16 protein-coding genes are annotated in these 17,795 nt (G+C 74.8%); 9 read left to right on the top strand and 7 right to left on the bottom strand.

Features of this window, described 5'->3' with window-relative positions:
• Window positions 1–172: 172 nt before the first annotated feature.
• Window positions 173–1,804, bottom strand: coding sequence for an acyl-CoA dehydrogenase family protein (locus NPS70_RS01360; protein ID WP_256521749.1), 1,632 nt, complete (start codon window positions 1,802–1,804; stop codon window positions 173–175).
• 17 nt (window positions 1,805–1,821) lie between these two features.
• On the opposite strand from NPS70_RS01360, the gene NPS70_RS01355 reads away from it, so the two are divergent.
• Both NPS70_RS01355 and NPS70_RS01350 read left to right on the top strand, forming a co-directional pair.
• Window positions 1,822–3,105 (top strand): YihY/virulence factor BrkB family protein, encoded by a 1,284-nt coding sequence (locus tag NPS70_RS01355; protein ID WP_256521748.1) that lies wholly within the window; start codon window positions 1,822–1,824, stop codon window positions 3,103–3,105.
• 9 nt (window positions 3,106–3,114) lie between these two features.
• Window positions 3,115–3,846, top strand: a complete 732-nt coding sequence (locus NPS70_RS01350) for a helix-turn-helix domain-containing protein (RefSeq protein ID WP_256521746.1) — start codon at window positions 3,115–3,117, stop codon at window positions 3,844–3,846.
• Here the strand turns inward: NPS70_RS01350 and NPS70_RS01345 are convergent.
• The gene (locus NPS70_RS01345; protein WP_256521741.1) at window positions 3,786–4,178 is read right to left on the bottom strand and encodes a VOC family protein; all 393 of its coding nucleotides are present in this window, start codon (window positions 4,176–4,178) and stop codon (window positions 3,786–3,788) included. The two genes, NPS70_RS01350 and NPS70_RS01345, sit on opposite strands and share 61 nt — an antisense overlap.
• Before the next feature lie 345 nt (window positions 4,179–4,523).
• Here NPS70_RS01345 and NPS70_RS01340 point away from each other — a divergent pair, with 345 nt between their 5' ends.
• From NPS70_RS01340 to NPS70_RS01330, 3 genes are all read left to right on the top strand, one after another.
• On the top strand, window positions 4,524–5,402 hold the full coding sequence (locus NPS70_RS01340) for an ABC transporter substrate-binding protein (protein ID WP_256521732.1): 879 nt from the start codon (window positions 4,524–4,526) through the stop codon (window positions 5,400–5,402).
• Between the two features lie 100 nt (window positions 5,403–5,502).
• The gene (locus NPS70_RS01335) at window positions 5,503–6,777 is read left to right on the top strand and encodes a VWA domain-containing protein (RefSeq protein ID WP_256521730.1); all 1,275 of its coding nucleotides are present in this window, start codon (window positions 5,503–5,505) and stop codon (window positions 6,775–6,777) included.
• Window positions 6,777–7,574, top strand: coding sequence for a hypothetical protein (locus tag NPS70_RS01330; RefSeq protein ID WP_256521728.1), 798 nt, complete (start codon window positions 6,777–6,779; stop codon window positions 7,572–7,574). The genes NPS70_RS01335 and NPS70_RS01330 overlap by 1 nt, the downstream gene beginning before the upstream one ends.
• Before the next feature lie 143 nt (window positions 7,575–7,717).
• On the opposite strand, the gene NPS70_RS01325 is transcribed toward NPS70_RS01330, so the two are convergent.
• On the bottom strand, window positions 7,718–8,158 hold the full coding sequence (locus NPS70_RS01325) for a subtilase-type protease inhibitor (RefSeq protein WP_256521722.1): 441 nt from the start codon (window positions 8,156–8,158) through the stop codon (window positions 7,718–7,720).
• 343 nt (window positions 8,159–8,501) lie between these two features.
• Between NPS70_RS01325 and NPS70_RS01320 the strand changes: the two genes are divergently transcribed.
• The 4 genes from NPS70_RS01320 (at window position 8,502) to rsgA (ending at window position 12,449) form a co-directional block, all read left to right on the top strand.
• On the top strand, window positions 8,502–9,533 hold the full coding sequence (locus NPS70_RS01320; protein ID WP_256521718.1) for a PHP domain-containing protein: 1,032 nt from the start codon (window positions 8,502–8,504) through the stop codon (window positions 9,531–9,533).
• A gap of 63 nt (window positions 9,534–9,596) precedes the next feature.
• Complete coding sequence (locus NPS70_RS01315; protein ID WP_256521715.1) at window positions 9,597–10,190, top strand: TetR/AcrR family transcriptional regulator; 594 nt, start codon at window positions 9,597–9,599, stop codon at window positions 10,188–10,190.
• Window positions 10,191–10,276: 86 nt separating this feature from the next.
• The gene (locus NPS70_RS01310) at window positions 10,277–10,966 is read left to right on the top strand and encodes a type 1 glutamine amidotransferase domain-containing protein (RefSeq protein ID WP_256521712.1); all 690 of its coding nucleotides are present in this window, start codon (window positions 10,277–10,279) and stop codon (window positions 10,964–10,966) included.
• A 367-nt stretch (window positions 10,967–11,333) separates the two neighbouring features.
• Complete coding sequence (gene rsgA / locus NPS70_RS01305; RefSeq protein ID WP_256521710.1) at window positions 11,334–12,449, top strand: ribosome small subunit-dependent GTPase A; 1,116 nt, start codon at window positions 11,334–11,336, stop codon at window positions 12,447–12,449.
• A 63-nt stretch (window positions 12,450–12,512) separates the two neighbouring features.
• On the opposite strand, the gene NPS70_RS01300 is transcribed toward rsgA, so the two are convergent.
• The 4 genes from NPS70_RS01300 to NPS70_RS01285 all read right to left on the bottom strand — a co-directional run bounded on the left by NPS70_RS01300 (window position 12,513) and on the right by NPS70_RS01285 (window position 17,595).
• On the bottom strand, window positions 12,513–13,214 hold the full coding sequence (locus NPS70_RS01300) for a L,D-transpeptidase family protein (protein WP_256521705.1): 702 nt from the start codon (window positions 13,212–13,214) through the stop codon (window positions 12,513–12,515).
• A gap of 113 nt (window positions 13,215–13,327) precedes the next feature.
• On the bottom strand, window positions 13,328–15,829 hold the full coding sequence (locus NPS70_RS01295) for a SpaA isopeptide-forming pilin-related protein (protein ID WP_256521696.1): 2,502 nt from the start codon (window positions 15,827–15,829) through the stop codon (window positions 13,328–13,330).
• Between the two features lie 128 nt (window positions 15,830–15,957).
• Entirely contained in the window at window positions 15,958–16,440 is a 483-nt protein-coding gene (locus NPS70_RS01290; protein WP_256521694.1) for a DUF456 domain-containing protein, read from the bottom strand.
• A 147-nt stretch (window positions 16,441–16,587) separates the two neighbouring features.
• Entirely contained in the window at window positions 16,588–17,595 is a 1,008-nt protein-coding gene (locus NPS70_RS01285; protein WP_256521693.1) for a helix-turn-helix transcriptional regulator, read from the bottom strand.
• Window positions 17,596–17,795: the final 200 nt, after the last annotated feature.

Here is a 17,795-nt window from a genome sequence, read left to right as displayed (position 1 = left end):
ACCACCCCGATCCGTCACGGGCGGCGGCCGCGGCAACGCGGCCCGCACCCGTGGGACGGCCTTGCGGGCCGCCCGTGGAGCGGCCTCCGCGGGCGGCCCGCCGGCCTGGGGCCGTGCCCCTGCGCCCGGTGTCCCGGGCCCCGCCGCGCGCCCCGCCCCGCTCCCGGGCCGTTCAGAGGACCACGCGGGCCCGCTCGACCACGGCCTCCAGCCCCGGCGTGACCGGCAGAGTCCCGAAGACCCCGTCCCAGCCGCCCCCCAGCCGGGAGGCGCAGAACGCGTCGGCGACCTCCGGCGGCGCCCAGCGCACCAGCAGCGCCCCCTGCATCACCACGGCCATCCGCCCGGCCAGCCGCCGCGCCCGCGCCTCGATGCCGTCCAGGTCCGCCAACTGCGTCAGCACGTCCCGGATCGCCGCGTCCAGCCGGTGGTCGGCCCCGCGGGCCCGCCCGACCTCCTTCAGGAAGGCGTCCAGCGTTCCCCCCTGCCGCAGCGCCCGCAGCACGTCCAGCGCCTGCACGTTCCCGGCGCCCTCCCACACCGAGTTCAGCGGCGACTCCCGCAGCAGCCGGGGCAGCCCCGACTCCTCCACGTACCCGTTGCCGCCCAGGCACTCCAGAGCCTCGGCGACCAGGGGGGTGGTGCGCTTGGTGACCCAGTACTTGGCCACCGGGACGGCGATCCGCAGCAGCGCCCGGTCCTCCGGCGTGTCCGCGTCGTACGCGGCGGCCAGCCGCAGCGCGAGCACGGTCGCGGCCTCCGACTCCACCGCGAGGTCCGCCAGCACGTTGCGCATCAGCGGCTGGTCGACCAGCAGGGCGCCGAAGGCACGGCGGTGCGCGCAGTGGTGGACGGCCTGCGCCACCGCCGCCCGCATCAGGCCGGCCGAGCCGAGCACGCAGTCGAGCCGGGTCGCGGCGACCATGCCGATGATGGTGCGCACCCCCGCCCCCTCCTCGCCCACCCGCCGGGCCCAGGTCCCCGCGAACTCGACCTCCGCGGAGGCGTTCGACCGGTTGCCCAGCTTGTCCTTCAGCCGCTGGAGCAGGAAGGTGTTGCGCGAGCCGTCCTCCAGCACCCGCGGCACCAGGAAGCAGCTCAGGCCCCCCGGAGCCTGGGCGAGGACCAGGAAGGCGTCGCTCATCGGGGCGGAGCAGAACCACTTGTGCCCGGTGAGCGCGTACGCGCCCGGGGAGCCCAGCGGCTCGGCCCGGGTGGTCCCCGCGCGCACGTCGCTCCCGCCCTGCTTCTCCGTCATCCCCATCCCGACCAGCGCGCCGCTCTTCTCCCGCACGGGCACCAGTCCCTGCTGGTACACCCGCGAGGTCAGCAGCGGCTCCCACACGGCCGCCAGCTCCGGGTCCGCGCGCAGGGCCGGTACCGCCGCGTGCGTCATCGACACCGGGCACAGGTGCCCCGCCTCGGCCTGCGTCCACACCAGGAAGCCCGCGGCGCGCCGCACGTGCCCGGAGGGCCGGCCCCAGGCCGAGGTCAGCCCCGAGGTGACCGCCTTGCCGAGCAGCCGGTGCCAGGCCGGATGGAAGTCGACCTCGTCGACGCGGTGGCCGTAGCGGTCGTGGGTCACCAGCCGCGGGGGGTTGCGGTCCGCCTGCTCGCCCCACCGCAGCGCCTGCGCCGACCCGGCCGAGCGGCCGAGCACGGTCAGCTCCTGCCGCGCCCCGTCGAGCGCCTCGGGGGCGACATGGCGCCCGACCGCCTCCGCCAGGGCCCGGTCGGAGGAGAAGACGTCGTACCCCACCAGGGGCGGAGCCTGGTTGGTCACTGTGTGGGTGCCTGCTGCCATGCGGATACGGTAAGGACGTGCAGGCAGCGAACGAAACACCCGAGCCACCGCCGGGCCGGCTCCACCGGGCCCGAGTCCTCTACCGCAACGTCTCCAAGCGGAAGATGACGTGGCTGCTGCTGAAGGACACGGTGAACTCGTGCATCGAGTACCGCATCCTGGGCCTCGCCGCCGAGGCGGCCTTCTTCACCCTGCTGTCGGTACCCCCGCTGCTGCTCGGCCTGATGGGCCTGCTCGGGTACATCGACGACTGGACCGACACCACCACCGTCGCCTCCATCGAGCAGAACATCCTCTCCGCCGTCGGCACGGTCCTGTCGGACCGGGGCGTCAACGACATCGCCAGGCCCCTGCTGGAGGACGTCACCCGCAGCGGCCGCCCGGACATCATCTCGATCGGCTTCGCCATCGCCCTGTGGTCCGGGTCCCGCGCGGTCAACGTCTTCATCGACACCATCACCGTGATGTACGGGCTCGACGGGCACCGCGGCATCGTCGCCACCCGGCTGCTCGCCTTCCTGCTGTACGTGGTCGCCCTGCTGATCGGCGCGGTGGTGCTCCCGCTCGCCGTGGTCGGCCCCGACCGCCTGGTCGAGCTCATCCCCTGGGGTGCCGAGCTGGTCCGGCTGCTGTACTGGCCGGTGGTGATCCTTCTGTCGATCGCCTTCCTGACCACGCTGTACCACGTCTCCGTGCCGGTGCGCTCCCCCTGGGTGGAGGACGTCCCCGGCGCGCTGGTCGCCCTGGCGATGTGGGTGGTGGGCAGCTTCCTGCTGCGGATCTACCTCACCAGCACGGTCGAGGGCCCCACCATCTACGGCTCGCTCGCCGCGCCCATCGCCTTCCTGCTGTGGATCGGCATCTCGGCCTTCGCCGTGCTCGTGGGCGCGGCGGTGAACGCCGCCATCGACCGGGTCTGGCCCTCCGTGGCCACCGCCGCCGCCCGCGCCGCCAACGAGCGGGCCCGCGCCGCGGACGCGGCCGAGCTGCTCGCCCGCGCCCGGACGGCCCAGCTGTACGGAGACGCGGACGAGGACGACGACGACGGCGGCGGCGACATGCCCTCGGAGTTCCCCGAGCGCTGGTCGAGGTTCCTGCCCCCCGACGACGTCAGGGCGCGGCTGCACACCACGCTGCACGGCGGCCGGGAGCAGCCGAAGGAGCCCAAGGACCCGACGGACCCCACCCGGCCGGCCGCGCCCCGGCCGGGGCACCCCGGACAGGACCCGGCGACGCGCGAGGACCCGCTCCCGCGGCCCGGCGAGGGCCGCGGGAACGGGGGCCGGGGGCAGCGCCGGTAGCCTGGCGGCGTGTACCGAGAGCGCCCTTCCCGGCTGCCCGGAGCCGCCGTGTGGACCGTCTCCCCCGGGGACGGGCCGGGGCGGGCGCCGCGCCCGATCCTCCCCGACGGCTGTATGGACCTGCTGTGGAGCGAGGGCGTGCTGCGCGTCGCGGGCCCCGACACCCGCGCCCACACCGCCGCCCCCGGAGCCGCGTGGGCGGGCCTGCGCCTCGCCCCCGGGGCCGCGCCGGCCCTGCTGGGCGTCCCCGCCCATGCGCTGCGCGACCGGCGTGTCGAGCTCGCGGACCTGTGGGGCGCGGCCACCGCACGCCGGCTCGCGGCCCGGATCGACCCCGGCGACCCCGCCTCCGGCCTGGAGGACCTCGCCCTGCGCCGCGCCGCGGACGCTCCAGCCGCGGAGCCGTGGATCGCCCCGGTGGTGCGGCACCTCGCCGACGGCGGGAGCGTCGCCCGCGCGGGCGAGGCCGTCGGGCTGGGGCCCCGCCGCCTGCACCGCCGCTCCCTGGAGGTCTTCGGCTACGGGCCCAAGACGCTGGCCCGGATCCTCCGCCTCCAGCGCGCGCTGGCCCTGGTGCGCGGCGGGACCTCCTACGCCGAGGCGGCCCATCTGGCCGGCTGCGCCGACCAGGCGCACCTGGCCCGGGAGACGAAGGCGCTCGCGGGGATGACGCTCGGTGCCTACGAGGCGTCGGCGAAGAGCGACACGGCCATGCCGTCCGGGTCGAGCACCAGGGCGTAGCGCTGCCCCCAGACCGCGTCCCAGGGCTTCAGGTGCCCCCGGTAGCCGGCGCCGACCAGCCGGTCGTAGAGGGCGTCCACCTCCGCCGGGGTGTCGCAGGCGAAGGCCAGGCCGAGCCGGTCGCCCCCGGACGGTGCGGTCCAGCCCGGGTCGAAGGACCGGACGGTCTCCTCGGTGTCCCACAGCACCCGCGTCCCGCCGGGCAGCACCGCCTCGACGTGCGGGGCGTCGTCCGCGCCGGCCGGTACGTCGAGGCCGAGGCGGCGGTAGAAGGCGAGCGAGGCGGCCATGTCGGAGACGACGAGTCCGACGGCGTCGAGTCGAGGAGTCATACCGCCATGGTCGCTCCAGGCCCAGGGAGCCGTCTTGAACGATTCGGACACGGCCGGGCGCCTGCGCGGGTCCGCCCGTGTCCGCAGCGCCCTCTCCGGGGGCGCGCGGGAGGCGCACCGGGCAGCGGCTCGTGCGGCGTGCCCGCGGCGCCTGCGCCCGCGCGCGCCCCGCTCCGGAGGTCCGCGCGCACCCGTCCCCTCCAGCTCCCGCCGCCGTCGTCCGACTCCCCTCCGCTTCCCGCCCGTTGCCGTGCGTACGCCGGGCCGCCCCGGGGCAGGCAGACCCCCGACGTGTGCGACGGCGGGTCCCCGGCGGGGCCCGCCGGGGACCCGAGCGGAGGCGGCATGGACCAGCAGACGAGCGGATGGCGGTTCGCGGACGACCGGGGGAGGACGGCGAGTGCCCCGCGCACCCCGGAGCGCGTGGTGGCCTACATCCGGGCCGGCGCGGCACTCCAGGACCACGGCCTGCGCCCCGTGGCGGTCTTCGGCTCGGCGCACGACGGCCCCGTCGCGGACCCGGCGAAGGCCGGTTCCCTGCCGCTCGGGGAGGTCGCGTACCTGGGCCCCGGGCCCGCCCTCGACGCCGCGGCGGTGCTCGACCGGCGCCCGGACCTGGTGGTGGCCGTCGGCTACGGGCCGGACCAGGTCTACGGGCTCGACCCGGACGCCGCCAAGCACCTGGAGGAGCAGGTCCCGCTGGTCCTGATCGACGTCGGGCAGGACCGCACCCTCGACGGACTCCGGGACCGGACGGCCGCGCTGGCCGCCTCCCTGGGCGCCGCGGAGCCCCAGGCACGCCGCGAGGAGGAGGCCGCCCGCCGGGCCCTGCGGACGGCGGCCGAGCGGTCCGGCGGGGCCCGCGTCCTCGCGCTCTCGCCCGCGGGCGCCGGCACCGTCCACCTCGCCCGGCCGGGGGCCTGGCCGGATCTGCGGGCGCTTGCCGACTGCGGGGTGCGCACGGCCGCCCCGGCGCCCGGCCCGGGCGTCAACTGGGCCCCCGGGGACTGGAGCGCGGTGGCCCTGCTGGAACCGGACGTGGTGCTGGTCGACGTCCGCGCCAACGCCGAGCCCCTGGTGTCGCTCGGGGACGTCCCCGCCTGGCGGGCGCTCACCGCGCGGGCCGCGGTCGTCCCGTGGAACCCCGAACTGCCGTGCAGCGCACGGGCGCACGCGGACTTCTTCGGCGCGGTGGCGGCGGCCCTCGCCGCGCGGACCCCCTGAACCCGCCCCGCCCCGCCGGGCCACCGGCCGCCGCCGGGGCGAACGGCCCGGCGGCGGGCGCGTTTTGGCTCTGCGGCGGCGGCTCACTACCATCCGCCGGATGATCACAAGAAAACGCCTTGCGGCTGGGGCCTGGGCCCTGCTCGCGGCTCTGGTGGCCGGGCTCGCCGCTCCGGCCCCCGCCACCGCCGCCGACGGACCGGCGGCGAAGGAACCCCCGAAGGTCGAGCTGGTGCTCGACGTCAGCGGCTCGATGAGGACCCGCGACATCGACGGCCAGAGCCGGATGGCCGCCGCCAAGCAGGCGTTCAACGAAGTGCTGGACGCCGTCCCCGAGGACGTGGAGCTGGGCATCCGCACGCTCGGCGCCGACTACCCGGGAGAGGACCGCGAGCGCGGTTGCAAGGACACCCGGCAGCTCTACCCGGTCGGCCCGCTGGACCGCACCGAGGCCAAGACCGCCGTGGCGACCCTCGCACCCACCGGCTGGACCCCGATCGGCCCGGCCCTGCTCGGGGCCGCCGACGACCTGGCGGGCGGGGACGCCACCCGCCGGATCGTCCTCATCACCGACGGCGAGGACACCTGCGCGCCCCTGGACCCCTGCGAGGTGGCACGCGATATCGCCGCCAAGGGCATCCACCTCGTCATCGACACCCTGGGCCTGGTCCCGGACGCCAAGACCCGGGCGCAGCTGCGCTGCATCGCCGAGGCCACCGGAGGCACCTACACCTCCGTCCAGCACACCGAGGAGCTCTCCGGCAGGGTCAGCCAGCTGGTCGAGCGCGCCGCCGACCCGGTGGTGACGCCCGTGCCCCTCGAAGGCGCCGCGCGCTGCGCCGACGCCCCCGTGCTCACCCCCGGTCTCTACACCGACCGCGAGGCCTTCGGCGAGCACCGCTGGTACCGGGTCGACGTCCGGCCGGGCCAGGAGCTGCGGGCCTCGGTGAGCATCGCCGCCGACCGCCCGGTCGAGCGCGACTACGGCGTGCTGATGCGTGCCGTGACCGTGCACGGCCGGGAGATCGTGCGGGGCTCGGAGGCCGGCGACGGCCGGACGGACCTGATATCCACCGGCCTGCGCTACCCCAAGGCGCCCTCGGACGACGACGTCGAGGCATCCGCCGCCGAGGTGGTCTGCCTCCAGGTGAGCAACTCCTTCTCCGCCGCACCGGGTGTCACGAGCGAGCCCGGTCTGCCGCTGGAGCTGACGGTCGACGTCGTCGACGCCCCGGACGAGGCGGCCGACGTGGCTTCCTTCGGCCTGGGACGCGGCTGGTGGCTGCTCGGGCTGCTCGTGGTCGTGGGCTTTGCCGCCGGCCTGCTGTGGGGCTGGGTATCGCGCTGGCGCGTCGCCGTCTGGAGGACCAACTGATGCGTATCACCAGGATCCTGGCGGCCGGAGCGCTGGCCGCCGCGGCGCTGCTCGGCGCGGCGCCGGGCGCCGTCGCCGAGAGCCCCTCGCCCTCGTCCTCGGACGGCACGGCCACCGAGGGCGGGGGACCGACCGAGGCGGGGACGACCTTCCGCACGGCGACGCCCGTCCGGCAGGGGCAGCTCGCCACCGCGAACGCCTCCAGCGGCGACTACCTGTACTGGGTCTTCACCGCCGACGCGGGCCAGCGCCCCACGGTGCGCGCCACGGTGACCCTGCCCGAGTCCGCGGCCCGGCACGGCGCCTCGACCTGGCGGATCGACGTCTACGACGGCCTGCGCCGCCGCCAGCCCTGCATGTACGGGATGCAGAGCCGGGCCGCGGGTGCCGAGGCGTCGTCGGTGGACCTCGCCTGCACGCTGCGGCCCGTGCGGTCCCTCGCGGACCCGTGGGAGGGTGACCCGCTGCCGGGCAGCTACTACGTCCGGCTGACCGTCACCGCGCTGCCCGAGGAGGACCTGGGGCTGCCCGTGCGCGCGGAAATGGAGGCGGTCTCCAAGGAGGTCGGCGGGGCCTACGCGGTGGACGGGGCCCTGGCGGAGCCCCTGGTGCCGGGCGTCTCGGCCAAGGAGCAGCGCAACGAGGAGCGGGCGGGGCTTGAGGTGTCCACCGGCTGGTGGTCCGACCGCTGGCTGTGGACGGGCGCGGGGGCCGTGCTCGCCGCGCTGGCGGGCGTCGGCGGGTACGTGCTGACCCGCGGAACCGGACGCCCCGCGCGGGTGCCACCGGGCGCCTGACCCGGTACCCCGCGGTGCGTGCGGGGTCCGGACACGAGGCGGCGGCCCCGGCAGTCATCTGCCGGGGCCGCCGTCGTGCACCGCCCGGGCGGGGCGGCGTCCTCTCCGTCCGCCGCGCGCCGGGGCGCGGGGGCCGGGGAGTGTCAGAACGAGAAGAGCACGCCGCGCGCGGTGCTCTTCACGCACGGGTTGCCGAAGGTGTGGCTGTACGAGACGTGGCGGCCCTCCCACACACCGGTGGCGGTCACCGTCACCGGGTCCCACTGCTTGGTGCAGGCGCGGTCCGGGTCGAGCGCGACACTGGCGTCGAAGCCGCCCGCCTGGGCGCGCAGTTCGCCGCAGGCGTCCTCGGGCGCGGGGTGGCTGCCGCGGGCCCCCGGGGCGCACTCCAGGGTGACGGCCCGCAGCACCGTGCCATCGACGGCGTCCTCGCCGGCGGTGACGGTGAGGACCAGCGCCGAGGGGGCGTACAGGCTCGTGGCACCTGCCGGTGCCGGGGCCGCTCCCGCGGTGCCGGCCGCGGGGGCGAAGGCGAGCCCGAGCGACAGACCGGCGAGCGCGAGTCCTCTGGCGACGTACCGCATAACGAACACTCCATGGGGTCGGGGTTTCGGTAATCGGACAGGAGTCTTACCGATCCCCGTGAAGAACGCTTTCGCCTACCGCGGGATCCGGTCACCACCCGTCACCCTCCGAGCCCAGGCGGTGACCGGGCCGGCTCTTGCTGACCAGCGGTTCAGTAGCCGCGGGAAACGGCCGAAGAAAGACGTTAGAGGTGATTCAGGAGGCAATGCCAAGGTGGAAACATTCTTGAATCGTTGATTGAAAGGTGAAGTCTGGTTGGCGCCTTGGACGTCTGTGTGTTGGACGGCGTTCCCCGTGCGGGGTTCACTGGCAGGAGGGCCCGCGCCGAGGCCGGAGGTGCCGATGGATCCCCTCGAAGCCCTGGACCGGGTGGCGTTCCTCCTGGAGCGCTCCCTCGCCGGGAGCTACCGTGTCCGGGCCTTCCGCACTGCCGCGTCCGCCCTCGCCGCCCTCGATCCGCAGGACCTGGCGCGCCGCGCGGAGGCGGGGACCCTGGAGCGCGTCGGGGGTGTCGGGCCCAGGACCGCGTCCGTCGTCCGGGAGGCGCTCGACGGGCGCACCCCCGCCTATCTGGCCCGCCTGGAGGAACAGGCCGCCGAGCCCCTCGCCGAGGGCGGCCGGGCCCTGCGCGCCGCCCTGCGCGGCGACTGCCACCTCCACTCCGACTGGTCCGACGGCGGCAGTCCCGTCGAGGCCATGGGCGCCACCGCCCGGAGGCTCGGCCACGAGTGGGCGGTCCTCACCGACCACTCGCCCAGCCTCACGGTGGCCCACGGCCTGAGCGCCGGCCGGCTGCGCGAGCAGCTCGACCTCGTCGCCGAACTCAACCGGCGGTGGCGGCCCTTCCGGCTCCTCACCGGTATCGAGTGCGACATCCTCCCGGACGGCACGCTCGACCAGGATCCCGAACTCCTCGACCGCCTCGACCTCGTCGTCGCCTCCGTCCACTCCAGGCTGCGGATGGACGCCCCCGCCATGACCCGCCGGATGGTCCGCGCCGTGCGGAACCCCCTCACCGACGTCCTCGGGCACTGCACCGGCCGCCTGGTCGCGGGGGAGCGCGGTACCCGGCCGGAGTCCCGGTTCGACGCGGACCGGGTCTTCGCCGCCTGCGCCGAGACCGGCACGGCCGTCGAGGTCAACTCCCGGCCCGAACGCAGGGATCCGCCCCTGCGGTTGCTCCGCCGCGCGGTGGAGGCCGGCGTGCTCTTCGCCGTCGACACCGACGCCCATGCGCCCGGGCAGCTGGACTGGCAGCTGATCGGCTGCGACCGCGCCGAGCGCTGCGGCGTCCCACCGGAGCGGGTGGTCACCGCCTTCACGGCCGCGCAGCTCGCGGAGTGGACCCGTGCCCGGCGCATCCCGGACGCCTGACCTGCGGCCGGTCCGCGGAGGCCGTACTAGACGACCGGTCTATTCCGGTGGTACGTTCCCTGCATGTCGGTCACCACGCGCAGTGCGGACACCCGTCGGCTCATCCTCGACACCGCACGGCAGATCATGGCCCGGAAGGGCTACTCCGCCGTCGGCATCAACGAGGTGCTGGCGGAGTCCGGCGTGCCCAAGGGGTCCTTCTACCACTACTTCGCCTCGAAGGACGCCTTCGGCGAGGCGATCCTGAGGGACTACTTCGCGGACTACCTGGCCGACATGGACGCTGTGCTCTCCCGCTCCGGCCGCTCGTCGGCCGAACGGCTGATGGACTACTGGCGGCAGTGGAGGGAGACGCAGAGCGCGGGGGAGTGCCAGGGCAGGTGCCTGGCCGTGAAGCTCGGTGCCGAGGTCGCCGACCTGTCGGAGCCGATGCGCCTGGCCCTGAAGGACGGCACGGGCGCCGTGGTCGACCGCATCGGGCGCGCCGTCGCCGACGGCCTGGAGGACGGCTCCCTCGCGGTGGACGGCGACCCCCGGGAGGTCGCGCAGGCCCTGTACGGCATGTGGCTGGGTGCGAGCGTGATGTCCAAGATCCATCGGAGTCCGGCGCCGCTGGACACCGCCACGGCCGTGACCCGCGGGCTCCTGCACCTGTAGCGGGCCCGCCCCCCGTGTCCGGTCCGGCCGCAGGGGTTCACCCCCGCATCGAATAGTAGACTGGTCTATTTTCTTAGGAGCACACCATGAGGATCCTGATCGTTCTCACGTCCCACGAGGAACTCGGCGACACCGGCCTGAAGACCGGCTTCTGGCTGGAAGAGCTTGCGGCCCCGTACTACCGCTTCAAGGAGGCCGGTGCGGAGCTCGTGCTCGCCTCGCCCCGGGGCGGCAGGCCGCCCCTGGACCCCAAGAGCAACGAGCCCGGCTTCCGGACCGACGACACCCGGCGCTTCGAGGCCGACCCGGAGGCGACCGAGGCGCTGGCGAACACCGTGCGCCTGGACTCGGTGTCGTCCGGCGACTTCGACGCGGTCTTCTACCCCGGCGGCCACGGACCGCTGTGGGACCTGGCCGAGGACCCGGCCTCGGCCCGGCTGATCGAGTCGACGCTGCGCTCGGGGAAGCCGGTGGGACTGGTGTGCCACGCCCCCGGGGCGCTGCGGCACGCCGTCGACGAGGACGGCACCCCGCTGGTCTCGGGCCGGAAGGTCACCGGGTTCGCCAACACCGAGGAGGAGGCCGTCCAGCTCACCGGCGTCGTGCCCTTCCTGGTCGAGGACGAGCTCGCTCGCCTCGGCGGCCTCTACTCCAGGACCGAGGACTGGCAGCCCTACGTGCTGACGGACGGTCTGCTGGTCACCGGGCAGAACCCGGCCTCCTCGGCCCCCGCGGCGGACGCCCTGGTCGAACTGCTCGGCAAGGGCGGCGTGTGAGAGCCTGCGCCGCCGCGCTCCACGAGCGCCGCACCGGCCCGCCCGGGCCGGGCCGCCGCACCGGCCCGGCCCGGGCGGCCCGTGCCGCCCCACCGGCCGCCGGCCTCCGGAAAACACGGTGGTGCGGTGCGCCGGGGAGGGGCTATGGTTCTGTCCGTTCCGAGAGGCGGCCCCGTGCCGCCGTCGACGGAGCGGATTCGGTCCGCTGAGCAGGAAGCAGGAGGTGAGGACATTGATGACTGTCACGGTGACGGGCGCTGCCCGCATTCAGGAGTTCATCGTTCCCACCCCTGTGGCCTCCGGCTGACACCCACTCGACTTCCGCGCGCAGAGCGCGCCGCCGGGGCCACCCTCCGAAGGGTTCCCCTTGTCACACGCTCCGTTCGACACCCCCTCCACCTCCTCCGGCCAGGACGTCCTCACCGCCTACGGCTGGGACGAGGACTGGGCCGCCACCTTCGCCCCCCACGCCGGACGCGGCCTGCTGCCCGGCCGTGTCCTGCGCGTCGACCGCGGCCGGTGCGACGTCGTCACCGCCGCCGGAACCGTGCAGGCCGACACCGAGTTCGTCACCCCGCACGATCCGCTGCGCGTCGTGTGCACCGGGGACTGGGTCGCCGTGGACCCGGAGGGCGACCCGCGCTACGCCCGCTGCGTCCTGCCGCGCCGCACCGCCTTCGTGCGATCCACCTCCTCCAAGCGCTCCGAGGGCCAGATCCTCGCCGCCAACGTCGAGCACGCCGTCATCTGCGTCTCGCTCGCCGTCGACATCGACCTCGGCCGCGTCGAGCGCTTCCTCGCCCTGGCCTGGGAGAGCGGGGCGCAGCCCCTCGTCGTCCTCACCAAGGCCGACGTCGTCCCCGACGCCACGGGACTGTCCTACCTCGTGCAGGACGTGGAGACCGTGGCACCCGGCGTCCAGGTGCTGCCGGTCAGCTCCGCCACCGGCGAGGGGGTCGAGGTGCTGGCCGCCATCGTCTCCACCGGCACCAGCGTGCTCCTCGGCATCTCCGGAGCGGGCAAGTCGACCCTCGCCAACCGGCTCCTGGGCGAGGACGTCATGGACGTCCGGGCCACCCGGGACGCCGACGGCAAGGGCCGCCACACCACGACCACCCGCAACCTCCTGCCGCTGCCCGGCGGCGGAGTGCTCATCGACACTCCCGGGGTACGGGGTGTGGGGCTCTGGGACGCGGGCCACGGAGTGGGCCAGGTGTTCTCCGAGATCGAGGACCTGGCCGCGGACTGCCGCTTCCACGACTGCGCCCATGAGGCGGAACCGGGCTGCGCGGTGCTGGCCGCCCTGGACGACGGCAGCCTCGACCACCGCCGCCTGGAGAGCTACCGCAAGCTCCAGCGCGAGAACGTGCGCATCGTCGCCAAGACCGATGCGCGGGTGCGGGCGGAACTGCGGCGGGAGTGGAAACTCCGCAGTGCGGAGGGCAAGGCCGCGATGGAGGCCAAGCGCGGCCGCGTGCGCTGACCCGCCCGCGGAGCCCCGGTGCGGGACGCGGCCGTTCGCCGCGTCCCGCACCGGGGGCGCGGCTCAGTCGGCCGTCCCGGGCTTGGTGCCCCACACGTAGATGCTGTCGTCGACGTCCAGCAGCATCCACAGGCTCGCGGCGTCGTCGACGGTCAGGTTCACGCACCCGGCCGAGCCGCCTCCGTCGAACAGGTCCCCCGGGTGGCCGTGCAGGGCCTGGCCGCCGTCGAAGAACTGCGCGTAGGGCATGGGTGCGTCGTCGTAGAGCGTCGAGACGTGGTCCTTGCTGCGCCAGTAGATCGTGTGCCAGCCGGGCCGCGTCTCCTGCGCGTCGCGCCCGGTCCGGATCGGCACCGGCCCGAAGTCCACCCGGTCCCCGCTCTGCACCCACAGCAGCTGGCGGTCCATGTCGACGCAGGTGACCGTGAAGGAGCGGACGGGGCAGTCGCCCGCCGCGTTGGGATCGGGCGCCGCCTCGGCCGCGACCATCGTGCGGTACGTGCCGAGGTCGGCATAGCCGTCCGTGCGCGAGGTGCCGTAGTCGGCCTGGAAGGCGCGGATCGCGCGGCAGTCCTCCGGGGACTGCCGGCCGTCCACCGGCCGGTCGAGGTACCGCTCCAGCGGCCGCTGGTAGGGGCCGGTGGGCGCCGTGCACGCAGAGGCGTCGCCGGCGGGGGCCGCGGAGGCCGCCGGTACGGCGGCCGCGCACAGCAGTGCCGCGGCCGCCGAGGCGGCCACGGCACGGGGGAGTCGGGCAGGGCGCACGTCACAACCTCCTGGAGAGAGCGCCGGGGCCCTGCCAGTCCATCAGCTGCCCGGTCCGGCCGCCCAGGCGTGGGCGGCCGAACCGGTGAGCGGCCGGGGCCGGGGGCGAGGCGCTACACCCCGTGCCGGCCGTTCCCGCCCTTGCCGGGCTTGCAGTCCTTGCCCTTGCAGGGCTCACCGCGGGTGTTGCCGATCGCGACGTCCACGCCCGTGGAGCTGTTCTCCTCGGTCACCGCGTACGGGCCGGAGACCGGGTTGTCCGGCAGCACGTACCCCTCGGGCACCGCGGTCTCCCGGAGGTAGTACGCGCCGAGCGGCAGGTCCTCGAAGGAGCAGGTGCCCGCCGTGTCGGTCGAGCACCCGGCGTCCTGGAGGGTGTCCGGGGCGGTCCCGCCCGTCTGCAGGCCGGCGGTGCCGTTGGACTCGCGCCACAGCTCGAACACGGCGCCCGCGAGCGGCCGGCCGTTCTTGCTGTCCGTCTTCACCAGGTCGATCGAGCCGGTGGTGGCGGCGGTGGGGGTGTTGGACGCTTCGGTGCGCACGCCTTCGGTGGCGTTGTCCTCGGTGAGGGTGAGGGGGCCGAAGACGTTGGGGTCGGGGAGGTCGTAGCCGTCGGGTGCGGCGGTCTCCTCCCAGTAGTAGGTGCCGGGGGTGGTGTTGGTGGTGCAGAGGCCGTCGGTGTCGGTGGTGCAGGTGGTGACGGTGGTGTCGGGGTCGGTGCCCTCGGTCTGGAGCCCGGGGATGTTGTTGGTCTCGCGCCAGAGGGTGAACGCGGCGCCCGCCAGCGGTTCCTCGGTGTCGGCGTCCGTCTTCAGGATGCTGACGTCGCCGGTGGTGGCGGCGGTGGGGGTGTTGGACGCTTCGGTGCGCACGCCTTCGGTGGCGTTGTCCTCGGTGAGGGTGAGGGGGCCGAAGACGTTGGGGTCGGGGAGGTCGTAGCCGTCGGGTGCGGCGGTCTCCTCCCAGTAGTAGGTGCCGGGGGTGGTGTTGGTGGTGCAGAGGCCGTCGGTGTCGGTGGTGCAGGTGGTGACGGTGGTGTCGGGGTCGGTGCCCTCGGTCTGGAGCCCGGGGATGTTGTTGGTCTCGCGCCAGAGGGTGAACGCGGCGCCCGCCAGCGGTTCCTCGGTGTCGGCGTCCGTCTTCAGGATGCTGACGTCGCCGGTGGTGGCGGCGGTGGGGGTGTTGGACGCTTCGGTGCGCACGCCTTCGGTGGCGTTGTCCTCGGTGAGGGTGAGGGGGCCGAAGACGTTGGGGTCGGGGAGGTCGTAGCCGTCGGGTGCGGCGGTCTCCTCCCAGTAGTAGGTGCCGGGCATCGTGGTGACGGTGCAGAGGCCGTCGGTGTCGGTGGTACAGGTGGTGATGATGCTGTCGCGGTCGGTGCCCTCGGTCTGGAGCCCGGGGACGTTGTTGGTCTCGCGCCAGAGCGTGAACTCGGCCCCCGCCAGCGGTTCCTGGGTCTCAAGGTCGGTCTTGAGGATGCCGACGTCGCCGAGCCCCGGCTCCTCGCCGCACTCGGGCAGGTCCCCGTTGAACGGGTACGCGTGCAGCTCCTGCCCGCCACCGCCGGTGGCCGCGCTCGTGTGCGTCAGCGAACCGGTGGTGAAGAAGCGGCCGTTGATGCCCGGCAGCTCCACCGTGGTCATGGAGGACTGCTCACCCATCAGGAAGCTGCCCTGGAACTGGCCCGTCCCCGTCAGCTCCACCGAGGTGGCGTCCGGGTAGTTCCAGAGCAGGCGCTCGCGATAGGCGTTCAGCGGGTCGGTGCTGTCGTCGATGCCGCCGCTGTAGGTGTTGAGCACGCGGTCGGTGCCGAAGACGTTCACCAGGATGGTCGCGTCGTCGGGGACGTTCTCGAAGACGACGCCCTGCTGCGCGCCCGCCGTGCCGACCATGTCGAAGTCGACGTTGAACACCTGGAGGGGCGAGGTGCCGTCTCCCGTGAACGTCGTCTGGAACCCCTGGTTGACGGCCGTGCCGGTCGGCGTGCGCGGCTCTCCGCCCACCCGCGCGTAGCACTGGCTCGCCTCCGACAGCTGGTCGCGCAGTGCGAGGTAGGGGGCGGCCGCGTCATCGTCCTGGACGAGCGTCCCGGTGAAATCGCCGTCGGCCGTCCCCGCGTGCCGGACGGTGCCCGGCTCGCCGACCACGCCGCCCGTCGTGTCCAGCGTCTGCCCGTCCGCCACGGTCACGTTCCCGCCCGTGGTCAGGAAGTCCGCGTCGGCGGGCGGGGGCACACGGGAGCCGACCCCGACGATGCCCAGGTTGTAGAGGCTGCTGCCATCGGCCTCCTTGTTCTGGTCGAAGTCGTCGAGCACGACCACCCGGCCCTCGGCCTCCGCGGCCCGGCCCCGCACCAGGAAGTCGTCGCCGACGAAGATGTTGATCGCGGCGTCCCGGCCGTTGAAATCGGCGTCGTTGTTGATCGGCGGGAACGGGTCCGGGCAGTCGCCGGGCACACAGGGACCGAGGCCGCCGGGGAGTGGCGCGGCGGCGGCCGGCGCCGCCCCGAGCCCGAGGGTCAGGACGGGCATGACCGTGGCCAGCACGGCGCAGGCGACGCCGGTCGAACCGGCGCGCGAACGGAGCGCGGTGAGGCGCTGGGAGATGGGTCTCATACCGGGCATCGTCGGGAGCGCCGCTCCGGCGGGGCGGTCGTGACACGGGCGGTTGACCTGATTCCCGGACCCTTCTCACTCCAACGGTGCGCCCGGCTTGCACGGTGGTGAAGGCCCTGGTCCGGGGCTCAGGCCGTCACCGCCACCCCGACCCAGGCGGCCACGACCAGCAGGCAGCCGAAGAGCTCCACCAGCACACTCGTCCCCCCGGCCCGCATCAGCGCCCGCGTCGACGCCTTCGCCTGCCCGTGGCCCCCGAGCCGTCGCCGCTCGCAGAGGTAGGTCCCCCCGACGAAGCCCGGCAGCGCCCCCACCACCGGGACGACCACGAAGCCGATCAGGGCGCCCAGACCCGCCCACACGGCCGTACGCCGGGTGACGCCCGCTCCCCGGAGGCGGCGCTGCGGGAGCAGCCACACCACGGCCTGGGTGAGCAGCAGCACCACGGTCGCCCCCACCAGCAGCGCCCAGGAGGGCCCCGAGAGCTCGTGCAGCGACCACCACAGGACCGCGGCCCACACCAGCCACGGCCCCGGCACGCCCGGGACGAGCACTCCCAGCAGGCCCAGCAGCATCACGCTGCCGACCAACAGCTGCTGCCACACGCCCATCTGCCCAGCGTGCAGGAACAACCGCACGCCCGCCCGGCACGGGCACCCTCCCGGGGCCGCCCCGTCCGGGCCCGGGAGGGTGCCGGGGCGCACAGCCGCCCGGACGGAGCGCGCCCGAGAAGCGGTCGGCGGCCCGGGGGCGCGGGTTCAGCCGCGGTCCGCGTGCTCGCGGGCCACCCAGCCCTCGGCGTAGGCGTGCCAGCCGAGCTGGAGCCGGGTCGTCACCCCGGTCAGCTCCATCAGTCCCTTGACGCGGCGCTGCACCGTACGCAGACCGAGGTCCAGCTGCTTGGCGACGCTCGCGTCCGTCATCCCGGCCAGCAGCAGGGACAGCACCTGGAGGTCCAGGGCGTCCGGGCCCGCCGCGACGGCCTGCGCGACCCGGTCGCCGCCCTGAAGCCGCAGGGGCAGTGCGTCCCGCCACACCGCCTCGAAGAGACCCATGAGCGACTCCAGCAGGCCGCTTCCGTGCACCACCACGGCGGCCGGCTCGGAGCCCCGCCCGGTCAGCGGCACCATCGCCAGCGAGCGGTCCGCGACGACCAGTTTCGTGGGTACCCGGTCGACCACCCGGACCTGCTCGTTGCGCCCGAGGGCCGCCGTCAGCTCGCCGACCCCGCCCGGGAGGGCCAGCACCTCCCGCTCGACCACCACCCGGTAGGACACGCCGCGCCCGGCCGCCTTCTCCTCGGCCTCGTTGTCCGTGCCGCGGACCGCGACCGGCTTCCCCGTCACCAGCGCGCAGACCTCGCGCACGGCGCCCAGCTGCAGCTGGGCGAAGCGGTGGCCCACGGCGCTCGCCCCGCTCACCACCTCCACCAGGTCCCGCACGTCCGGCTCCGCCGCCCCTGCCGACTCCGCGCGGTACTCCTGGGCCAGCACCGCCGCCGCCAGCTCCGCCCGCTCCAGCTCGTGCCGCTGCTGGGTCAGCAGCGCCCCCAGCGCCACCCCGGGCGGTGCGGCCACCCACCGGCCCGCACCCGCCGAGGACGGGGCCGCCAGGCCGTGCTGCTCCAGGCGCCTCAGCGCCCTCTCGGTCTCCGCTTCCGTGAGTGCGAGCCGGTGCGCGAGATGGCCGATCTCGGCCGCTCCCAGCGCGACGAGCGCGCGGTAGGCCGTCTCCTGCCTCTCGTCCAGACCTATCGCTCCCAGCACTGCCTGACCTCCCCTGGTGTCACTGCCGCCACCGCGGACCTCCCCTGACATGGGCGCCGTCCCTGCCCTGGCGGAAATCGGCCACGGCGTAAACCCGCCAGCCGACATCATCCCCGCAGCGGGCGGCCGTCTGCCAAGGTGGGCGCCACCGCGGAGCCGAGGAGTTCCGGATGCGCGGCATTCGTCCCTGTTCGCGGCCC

Source organism: Streptomyces sp. C10-9-1 (genome assembly GCF_024497955.1).
GTDB classification, from domain to species: Bacteria; Actinomycetota; Actinomycetes; order Streptomycetales; family Streptomycetaceae; genus Streptomyces; species Streptomyces sanyensis.
Note: the sequence above shows the minus strand (reverse complement) of the source record. Positions and strands in the feature narration are given on the sequence as shown.